Origin of the sequence: Streptomyces sp. 8K308, assembly GCF_004348315.1 — a bacterium.
GTDB lineage: Bacteria > Actinomycetota > Actinomycetes > Streptomycetales > Streptomycetaceae > Streptomyces.
Genome location: NZ_SMKC01000286.1, coordinates 1 through 9141, shown reverse-complemented (window position 1 = coordinate 9141; position 9141 = coordinate 1). Strand labels below are relative to the sequence as shown.

The 9141-nt window shown below is 72.6% G+C and carries 8 protein-coding genes and 1 pseudogene; 7 read left to right on the top strand and 2 right to left on the bottom strand.

From position 1 onward, the window contains the following. From E1265_RS28350 to E1265_RS28340, 3 genes and pseudogenes are all read left to right on the top strand, one after another. Positions 1-252 (top strand): annotated as a pseudogene (locus tag E1265_RS28350) (ArsR family transcriptional regulator); the annotation flags it as partial. After that, positions 249-989: an ABC transporter ATP-binding protein gene (locus tag E1265_RS28345; RefSeq protein ID WP_132933844.1), complete on the top strand. Its 741-nt coding sequence runs from the start codon at positions 249-251 to the stop codon at positions 987-989. The pseudogene E1265_RS28350 and the gene E1265_RS28345, both read left to right, overlap by 4 nt. Beyond that, positions 989-3517 (top strand): ABC transporter permease, encoded by a 2529-nt coding sequence (locus E1265_RS28340; protein WP_207931245.1) that lies wholly within the window; start codon positions 989-991, stop codon positions 3515-3517. The genes E1265_RS28345 and E1265_RS28340 overlap by 1 nt, the downstream gene beginning before the upstream one ends. On the opposite strand, the gene E1265_RS28335 is transcribed toward E1265_RS28340, so the two are convergent. Further along, positions 3510-4343, bottom strand: coding sequence for a glycoside hydrolase (locus tag E1265_RS28335; RefSeq protein WP_243741171.1), 834 nt, complete (start codon positions 4341-4343; stop codon positions 3510-3512). The two genes, E1265_RS28340 and E1265_RS28335, sit on opposite strands and share 8 nt — an antisense overlap. Before the next feature lie 152 nt (positions 4344-4495). Between E1265_RS28335 and E1265_RS28330 the strand changes: the two genes are divergently transcribed. Next, positions 4496-5704, top strand: a complete 1209-nt coding sequence (locus tag E1265_RS28330; RefSeq protein WP_132933842.1) for an RNA-guided endonuclease TnpB family protein — start codon at positions 4496-4498, stop codon at positions 5702-5704. 137 nt (positions 5705-5841) lie between these two features. Here E1265_RS28330 and E1265_RS28325 read toward each other — a convergent pair whose 3' ends face one another. Further along, positions 5842-6249, bottom strand: coding sequence for a helix-turn-helix transcriptional regulator (locus tag E1265_RS28325; RefSeq protein WP_132933841.1), 408 nt, complete (start codon positions 6247-6249; stop codon positions 5842-5844). A gap of 71 nt (positions 6250-6320) precedes the next feature. Between E1265_RS28325 and E1265_RS28320 the strand changes: the two genes are divergently transcribed. The 3 genes from E1265_RS28320 (at position 6321) to E1265_RS28310 (ending at position 8942) form a co-directional block, all read left to right on the top strand. Next, positions 6321-7529: an MFS transporter gene (locus E1265_RS28320; protein WP_165953917.1), complete on the top strand. Its 1209-nt coding sequence runs from the start codon at positions 6321-6323 to the stop codon at positions 7527-7529. Positions 7530-8094: 565 nt separating this feature from the next. Next, complete coding sequence (locus tag E1265_RS28315) at positions 8095-8598, top strand: P-loop NTPase fold protein (RefSeq protein WP_132933839.1); 504 nt, start codon at positions 8095-8097, stop codon at positions 8596-8598. Further along, complete coding sequence (locus E1265_RS28310; protein ID WP_132933838.1) at positions 8595-8942, top strand: hypothetical protein; 348 nt, start codon at positions 8595-8597, stop codon at positions 8940-8942. Before E1265_RS28315 ends, E1265_RS28310 begins: the two co-directional genes overlap by 4 nt. Positions 8943-9141: the final 199 nt, after the last annotated feature.

Genomic DNA, 9141 nt, shown 5'->3' with positions numbered 1-9141 from the left:
TTGCGGGGCCGGGCGGCGCCCGACGGGTGGGCGGGCGCCCTCCCGTACTCGCGGGGGACGGTGCGGCTGACGGCGGACGAGCTGCGCGAGCTGTTCGAGGCGTACATCGCGCTGCTCAACCGCTACAAGCGCCCGGAGGCCGAGACGCCGCCGGGGGCGCGGACGGTGTACACGCGGTTCCTCGCGTTCCCGGACGCGTTCGCCGAGCCGGACGACGACCAGGCGGAACAGACGGGAGAGACGGCGGAATGAGCGGCGAGACGGCGGCGGTCCGGTTGGACGACGTCAGCAAGGTGTACGGGCGGAACGGCTCGGCCGTGCGGGCCCTGGACGGGGTGAGCGTCGCGATACCGCGCGGCAGCTTCACCGCGGTGATGGGTCCCTCGGGTTCCGGCAAGAGCACGTTTCTGCACTGCGCGGCGGGGCTCGACCGGGTGACGGCCGGGAGCGCGTGGCTCGCGGGCGTGGAGATCAGCGGGTTGAACGAGCGGCGGGCCACCGAGGTGCGGCGGGAGCGGGTGGGGTTCGTGTTCCAGGCGTTCAACCTGGTGCCGGCGCTGACCGTGCGGCACAACGTGGGCCTGCCGCTGCGGCTGACCGGGCGGCGGATCGACCGGCGGCGGGTGGAGGGCGCGTTGGCGCGGGTCGGGCTCGGGGGCAAGGCCGATGCCAGGCCGACGGAGCTGTCCGGCGGGCAGCAGCAACGTGTCGCGATCGCACGGGCGTTGATCACCGAGCCCGACGTGATCTTCGGCGACGAGCCGACCGGGGCGTTGGACACGGTCACGGCCAAGTCGGTGCTCGAACTGCTGCGCGGGATCGTGCGCGAAAGCGGCCAGACGGTGGTCATGGTGACGCACGACCCGGTGGCGGCCTCGTACGCGGACACCGTGCTGTTCCTCGCGGACGGGCGGCTGGTCGGGGAGATGACGGAGCCCACCGCCGAGCGAGTGGCGGACCGGATGACGCGCATGGGGGCGTGGGCCTGATGTTGCGCTATGCGTGGTGGACCCTGCGCGCCCGGCGCGCCGGCTTCGTCGGGGCGTTTCTCGCGCTGTGCTGCGCGGCGGCCCTGGTGACGGCGTGCGGCGGGCTGTTGGAGACGGGGCTGCGGGGCGAGATCAGGACCGAGCGGTACGCCGCGGCGCCCGTCGTGGTGGCCGCCGACCAGAACGTGCACCACGAGCAGCGGAAGGGCGACAAGGTCAAGCACAAGGCCAAGCCGGTGAGCGAGCGCGCCTGGCTGCCGACCGGCACCGCGGCGGCGGTGGCGGCCGTGCCGGGGGTCGGCGAGGTGGTGCCAGAGGTGACGTTCCCGGCCGTGCTGGTCGGCGCCGAGGGCGGGCCGGAGCCCCTCGGGCACGCGTGGAGTTCGGCGGCGCTCACGCCGTTCACGATCGAGGACGGCGGGCGGGCGCCGGAGGCCGACGGCGAGATCGTGGTGGACGCCGGCCTGGCCAGGCGTGCCGCGATCGGCGTCGGGGACGCGGTGACCGTGCAGGCGACGGACGCGCCGGCCGAGTACACGGTGGTCGGGGTGGCCGCGGGGGCGATCAGCGAGCAGGCGGCGATCTTCTTCGCCGAGGACGAGGCGCGACGACTCGCGGGACACCAGGGCCGGGACACGGTCGTCGGCGTCTTCCCGGCCGCCGGGGTCTCGGCCGATGAGCTGGCCGGGCGGATCGGCGATGCGCTGGGTGACGCGTCGGCCGTGGTGCGCACGGGCGGCGAGCGCGGCGAGGTCGAGTTCCTGGACGCGGCCCAGGCGCGGGTGCGGCTGGTCAGCATGGGCGGCGCCATCGGCGGCACCGGGCTGCTGGTCGCGGTGCTGGTCGTGGTCGGCACGCTGGCGCTCGCCACCCAGCAGCGGCGCCGCGAGCTCGCGCTGCTGCGCGCCATCGCCGCGACGCCGCGTCAGACGCGGCGGCTCATCGGCCGCGAGGCACTGATCGTCGGCCTGGTCGCCGGCGTCTGCGGGGCGGTGGCCGGGCAGCCGCTGGCGGCCCTGCTGCACGCCAGGCTCACCGAACTCGGGGCGGTGCCCGAGACGTTGGAGCGGGTGTCGAGCCCCTTCCCGGCGGCGGCCGCCGTGCTGGCCACGCTGTTCGCCGCCTGGCTCGCGGCCCGGCTCGCCGCCCGGCGCACGGCGCGGATCAGGCCGGCCGAGGCGCTGGCCGAGTCGGCGGTCGACGTGCGCGGGGTGGCGCGGGGCCGGCTGCTGGCCGGCGGGCTCGTGCTCGCGGGCGGGGTGGTGCTGCTCGTGGTGCTGTCGGCGCTGCGCACCGAGCCGGCGGCCACGCCCGTCACCTATCTCGCGGTGCTCGTGCTGTGCGTGGCGGTGGCGCTGCTCGGTCCGGTGCTGGCCAGGGGCGCGTTCGCGGCGCTCGGCGTGCCGCTGCGGCTCTCCCGGGTCTCAGGACACCTCGCCGCGCACAACGCGCGCGCCGGCGCCCGCCGGTTGGCGGCCGTGATCACGCCGTTGACGCTGCTGGTGGCGATGGCCGCGGTGATCGTGTTCAGCCAGACGACGCTGGGCGCGGCGGCCGAACGGCAGGCCAGGGACGGGGTGGTGGCCGAGCTCGCGGTGGTGCCGGAGGGAGGGCTCGGCGTGCCGGGCTCGGCGGCCGAGCGGCTGCGGGCCGAGCCTGGCGTCACGGCCGTCACCGAGGTGTCGCACACGGAGATCCGTACCCCGGGGCTCGACAAGTACCGGACGCAGGCGGTGACGTCCGGGCCGGGACTCGCCGAGACGCTCGATCTCGGGGTGGTCGACGGCTCGTTGACCGATCTCGACGCGGACGGGGTGGCCGTCAGCGAGCTGGTGGCGGATCACCACGGGCTGCGGCCGGGGGACCCGTTCCCGCTGGTGCTCGGCGACAACACGCCGGTGACGCCGACCGTGGTGGCCGTCTACGAACGCCGGCTCGGCTTCGGCGACATCACCCTTGACCGGGGCCTCGTGGCCGCGCACGTGGACAACCCGCTGGCCGAGGCGGCGCTCGTGGCCACCGAAGAGGGCGTCGACGCCGCCCGACTCGCCACCGCCGTCGGGGAGTTCCCCGGGCTCGCGGTGCGCGACGGCGGCGCGCTCGCGGACCAGGTGGCGCGGGGCCAGCGGACGAACGCCGAGGTCGCCTTCCTCGGCATGGGCCTGGTGCTTGCCTTCACCACCATCGCCGCCGTCAACACCCTGGCGATGGCCACCGCCGACCGGGCGCGGGAGTTCGCGCTGCTGCGGCTGATCGGCACCAGCCGGCGGCAGGTGCTGCGGATGCTGCGCCTCGAGTCGTTGACGGTGGCGGCGACGGCGGTGCTGCTCGGCACGGGCATCGCGCTGGCCACGCTCGCCGCGTTCAGCGGCGGCATGACGGGCCGGGTCGCCCCGGCCGTGTCGCCGGCCGGCTACGCGCTGCTGGTGGCGGCGGTCGTGGGTCTCGCGCTGCTGGCCACGGCGATCCCGGCCCGGGTGGCGCTGCGGGCGGCCCCGGCCCGGGAGGGCGGGGCGCGGGTCAGCTGACCCGGGTGCGGCCGATGTAGATGTTGCGGGCCCGGTAGTAGGTGTCGGACGTCGGGCCCGAGCCGCCGGACGAGCCCTCCATCTGGAGGTTGTAGATCAGCCACAGCGGCTTGCCGACGAAGCCTGCGCCGCGGTGCACGGCCTTCCAGGTGCCGTCCAGGTAGTAATGGATGTCCACGTCGGTGTTGTTGACCTTGGTGATCCACGCCCGGTAGCCGTGCCAGCTGCCGGGCGAGGAGACCGGGACGATGGTGCTCGAGACGTCGGATGAGGTGCGGAAGGTGTTGAACCAGTTCCGGTTGTCGCCCTTGAACTCCAGGATGTCGCTCTCCGGCGGCCAGCTGTTGACCCCGGTGAGCCAGAACGCCGGCCAGGTGCCGGGCGCGCTCGGCGCCTGGAACTCGCCCTTCACCTCGTAGTTGGGGAACTGGTTGGTGACGGTGATCTGGTGCTTGGCGTGCACCGCGCCCGAGTGGTAGCGGATCGGGAGGTGGGGGTCGGCGCCGCTGTTGCCCTCGTCCCAGTTGATGCGGGTGGCGAGCAGGGTCAACACCCCGCCGCCCGAGAGGAAGATGTGGTTGTGGTCGCTCGGACTGCCGTACATGCGGGCGGTGCCGTTGTGGTCCGAGCCCCACGGGTAGAGGTAGTTCCAGTTCGCCTCCAGGGACTGGTAGCTGGCGAACGAGTCCGTGTTGAGCACGGTCTCCCAGGTCTCGGCGGCGTGGGCCCGACCGGCGGTGACCAGCCCGCCGGCGGTCGTCGCGGCGGCGACGGTCGCGGCCCCGGTCAGCAGCCGGCGGCGGCTCAGCGCGTTGTGCTCGGTCATCAGGATCCCTTCGTGGATACCCCCGGCCCTCAGGCCGGGGAGGAAACGAAGCTCCTGTGGAGCAGGGCAGGAAAGGCCGGTTCGCCTCCAGGGCATTTCGGCGTCTGCGGGCACCGGCCGACACGTGCCACTCACACGGAAGCTGATAGGTCGTGACGCGGCAGGTCAGGCGGGCGTACCGGTACCGCTTCTACCCCACGGACGTGCAGGCGGCTGAGCTGTCTCGCACGTTCGGCTGCGTCCGCCTCGTCTACCACAAGGCGCTGGAGGAGCGCACGCGGGCCTGGTACGGCGAGCAGCGCCGGGTCTCCTACGTGGAGTCGTCGGCCGCGCTGACGGAGTGGAAGAAGACCGAGGAACTCGCCTTCCTCACGGAGGTGTCCTCCGTCCCGCTCCAGCAGGCGCTGCGCCATCTTCAGACGGCGTTCGTCAACTTCTTCGCCAAGCGAGCCAAGTACCCCCGGTACAAAAGCCGGAAGAAGTCGCGTGCGTCGGCCGAGTACACCCGCAGCGCATTCGCGTGGGGCGAAGGGCGACTGACTCTGGCGAAGATGGCGGAGCCGCTGGACATCCGCTGGTCGCGTCCCCTCCCGCAGGGCGCGGAGCCGACGACGGTGACCGTGTCCCGCGACAGCTGCGGGCGTTGGTTCGTGTCCCTGCTGTGTGAGGACCGCGTCACCCCGGCTCCGGCCACGGCGAACGCCGTCGGTATCGACGCGGGCATGACCTCCCTCGTGACCCTGTCCACCGGGGAGAAGATCGCCAACCCGAAGCACGAGCGTCGTGACCGCACCCGGCTGGCCCGCGCGCAGCGTGAGTTGTCGCGGAAGGCGAAGGGCTCGGCGAACCGGGAGAAGGCCCGCCACAAGGTCGCCCGCGTGCATGCGCGGATCGCCGACCGGCGCCGCGACTTCCTGCACAAGCTGTCGACTCGACTCGTCCGTGAGAACCAAACGGTCGTGATCGAGGACCTCACCGTCCGCAACCTGCTGAAGAACGGCAAGCTCGCGCGCGCCATCTCCGACGCGGCCTGGACGGAACTGCGCTCCATGCTGGAGTACAAGTGTGCCTGGTACGGGCGTGAACTCGTCGTGATCGACCGCTGGTTCCCTTCCAGCAAGCTGTGCGGGGGCTGCGGTACGGTCCGCGAGAAGCTGCCGCCGAACGTCCGCGAGTGGACGTGCGACTGCGGCACCACGCATGACCGCGACGTGAACGCGGCACGCACCATTTTGGCCGCCGGGCTGGCGGCGTCTGCCTGTGGAGACGGTGTAAGACCTCAACGGGAGTCCTCCCGGACGGGGCGGTCGTCGGTGAAGCAGGAACCCCAGCGGGCGGCCGCTGGACTCCCCCGCCCTTGAGGCGGGAGAGGAAGTCAACGTTGACCTCCAGGCGAAATGACGCGGGGCGAGAGAACAGAAGCGAACAACACCTCCCAGCTTTCACCAGACTTCCCCGCTGACGGGCCCATGTCAATGCCTCGGTCGACGTGCCATGCTCACCGCTCGTCGGTCGCCAGCAGCAGGAGGTCGAGCAGCCGGTTGAGGTCGCGCTCGTTGGGAGCCCGGCCGGTCGCCCCGGCGATCGCCGTCAGTGCGGTGAGTACCTGCGGCTCCGTCGCGGGGAGAGAGGCGATGACGGCCCTCGCGCGCGTGGCCTGGAGCAGCCGGCGCGCCTCCGCCGCGTCATCTTCCTCGGTGTCCACTTCGGTGAGGGAGACGGCGAGCCGCGCGCCCAGCGCCTCGGCCAGCCTGCCGAGCGCGGCCAGCGTCGGATTGCCCCGCCCGTTCTCCAGGTTGGCGATGTAGGGCACCGAGAGGCCGGCGTCCGCCGCCACCGAGGCGATGGTCCGCCCCGCCGCCTTCCGGCGTGCCCGAAGCTCCTGGCCGAGATCCGCGCCGTCCATGCCGCCGCCCTCCGACTATTTCGACCGAATACTATTGTCAAAAAGTATTCTACACGGATAACTTCTGTCGGGTGAGGGTCCCTGTACCGCGCCACCGCGCCTTCCCATTGCTGCTGAGCGGCAGCGCCGTCGCCGCGCTCGGCAACTGGTTGTTGATCGTGGCCATCCCGGTGTACGTCTTCCAGCTCACCGGCTCCGCCACGGCCACCGGCCTCGCGATCGCCGTCGAGGCGCTGCCCGGCCTGCTGGTCGGACCCTGGGCCGGCGTCCTGCTCGACCGGGTGAGCCTGACCCGGGCCCTGTGCCTGGCCCAACTGGTCTGCGCGGCCGCCGTCGCGTTGATCTTCCTGGTCGACGACGCGGGCGACGTCTGGCTGCTCTACCTCGCCGTCCTCGCCGAGAACACCGCCGCGACCGTCCAACGCCCAGCGGTCCGTGCCCTCACCCCCGCCGTCGTCGGCACCGGGCAGCGCGAGCTCGCCGCTGCCAACGCCCTGGAGCTGACGGTCGGCAGCGTGCTGAGGCTGGGTGCGCCGCCGCTCGGCGCGCTGCTGCTCGCCGGCCCCGGCATGGGCGCGGTGCTCGCCATCGACGTCGCCGGCTACCTGGCCTCCGCCGGGCTGTTCGCGCTCCTCGGCCGCCGGATCACGCCTTCGGAGCCCACCGCCCCAACCGGCGGCGGGCTGCGCGCCGGCTTGGCCGCCGTCGCCGCCGACCGGGCGTTGCGCGGCCCGCTCGCCGCCAACACCCTCTTCCTCACGGCCAACGCGGGCCTCACCGCGCTGCTGGTCCCGCTCCTCGTCACCCGCCTCCAAGCCCCGGGACACGCGCTCGGCTACGTCATCTCCGGACTCGGCGCCGGCTTCCTGTGCGGCGCGGCGCTCGCCGGCCCGGCCCTGAGCAGGTTCGGCACCCTCCGGGTCCTGGCCGCGGCTCGGGTCGGCACCGGGGGCGCCTTCTTCGCCCTGGCCAACGCCCCCGGGCTGCCGGCCGCCGTGCTCGCGGCCTGCCTGGTCGGCGTGCCCGGCAGCATGCTGCTGACCGCCGTCCAGACCCATCTCCAACACACCGTTCCGGCCGGCCTGCTCGGCCGAGTGGCGGCCCTCTTCCTGGCCGCCGACTCGCTGGCCGCCATCGTCGGCGGCCTCGCCGCCCCGACCCTGGCCGCCGCCCTGGGCATCGGCGCCGCGCTCAACGCGCTCAGCGCGCTGGCCCTCGTCCCGGCCACTCTGGCGCTGGTGCGCGGTCGGAGCGGTAGATCGGCGGCATGTCCCCAATGATTGGGCGCTCCTATCCAGGCGGCCAAGGCGACGGGATCGGTGGTGGCGCACCGCCTTCGGCGTCACGTCGGAGGGCTTCGTGAACGTCTCGGACGAGTTCAGGCCGGAGCAACAGTCGTGTGTGGCAGGGGAGATCAGCGCGGTGGCGTGGAGATAGAGGCCGAGGCGAAGCCAGGCGTGGGGGTCGGTCGGCTGCTCCCACTCGCGAGCGTCGACAAGCGGCATGGGGCGGACGTCGCCCTCGATGGCCGCTCGCGAAACGGCGTGATGACGGAGTCCAACCCCGTGACCTCGGAGGCGGGGACGAGCAAGGCTGGTACGTCGCCGAGTCGGGAATGTGGAAGCCCCGCGCGCCAGGCGTCGGCGAGTGCCGCGACCGTCGCCGGCTCGGCGCGCAGATGGTGCAGGCGCCAGAGGACGCGATGCGCGATGACCGCGTCTCGCGCGAGAGTGGAGGCGTTTACCAGGACTGGCGCATGCCTCCATTGACGGGCGGCTCTCTCCATCTCGTGCAGCAAACGTTGACCCGCTGCGGTGAACTGGTCCTTGGATTGGGGTCGGCGCGATGGCCACGGGCGGACTGCTCGGCAAGGAGTCGACCGAGTCGGCGCTCGACCAGCTAGCGGAGAGCGATGCCGAGTTCCACCGCCACGTGAACGTCTTCGAGCAGGAGTTCGCCGACGCCGTCAGCGAGTTCGTCGGAGACGGCGGCCGGCTGGTCGTCTTCATCGACGACCTGGACCGCTGTGCGCCCGAGGTCGCCGTGACCGTGCTGGAGTCGCTCAAGCTGTTCACCGGCGACTCGCGATGCGTCTTCGTGCTGGCGATGGACTACGACCTGCTGTCCGCCGTCGCCGCCCGGAAGTTCGGTGCCCGGGCGCCGGTGGACGGAGCGGCCTACCTGGAGAAGATCGTTCAACTGCCGTTCTTCCTCCCGGAGGTCAAGGCTCGGTGCTGCGCGAGTCGCTGGTGGGACATGTACGCCCGGAACTCGCCGAGGACGGCCCGTTCTGGTGGCTGGTGCGAGTCGGTCTCGGCACGAGCCCGCGGAAGGTCAAACGGTTCGTGAGCGTGCTGAAGCTGACGGCGTCCGTGCTGGAGCGGATCGGGAGCCGGCCGCTCGACCGCGAGGGACTGCTGCGGCTGGCCGAACTGTTGATTCTGCGCAGCGAGCACCGGGCGTTCTACGCGCGGCTGGTGGACGAGCCGGATCTGTGGGAACGGCTGAAGGCGGTCGCCTGGGGGCGGACGCAGCCGGACCCGTCGCTCGGCGGGCTCGAGAAGGACGAGGCGCTCATGCGGCTGCTCGCCCTCGGAGCGGACACGGACCTGCAGGACTTCTCCACGGCCCCCGGCCCCGTGCAGGTGACGCGCGTGATCGCCACCGTGCGGACGACCACCCCCGGTTCCTAGCCGCGCCCTCCATGCCTCCGAGAGCCGTCGTGCGCCGGCGATGTGAGGGGGTGATTCGCGGGTATCTCTCTCCTGCCGGCTCGCGCCGATCCGAATGGAAGTGGGAGGGCTGTGGCATGAGGGGGGTCGAATGGGGTGGGGCGCAGGAGATGCCGGAGTTGGACCGGCTTACGCCGGCGCAGCAGATGGGGATCTCCTG

Bases quoted from the DNA above. Each gene is read 5' to 3' on its own strand.
- E1265_RS28325 (WP_132933841.1), bottom strand. From the start codon at position 6,249: ATGGACGGCGCGGATCTCGGCCAGGAGCTTCGGGCACGCCGGAAGGCG.
- E1265_RS28340 (WP_207931245.1), top strand. From the start codon at position 989: ATGTTGCGCTATGCGTGGTGGACCCTGCGCGCCCGGCGCGCCGGCTTC.
- E1265_RS28315 (WP_132933839.1), top strand. From the start codon at position 8,095: ATGGCCACGGGCGGACTGCTCGGCAAGGAGTCGACCGAGTCGGCGCTC.
- E1265_RS28335 (WP_243741171.1), bottom strand. From the start codon at position 4,343: ATGACCGAGCACAACGCGCTGAGCCGCCGCCGGCTGCTGACCGGGGCC.
- E1265_RS28345 (WP_132933844.1), top strand. From the start codon at position 249: ATGAGCGGCGAGACGGCGGCGGTCCGGTTGGACGACGTCAGCAAGGTG.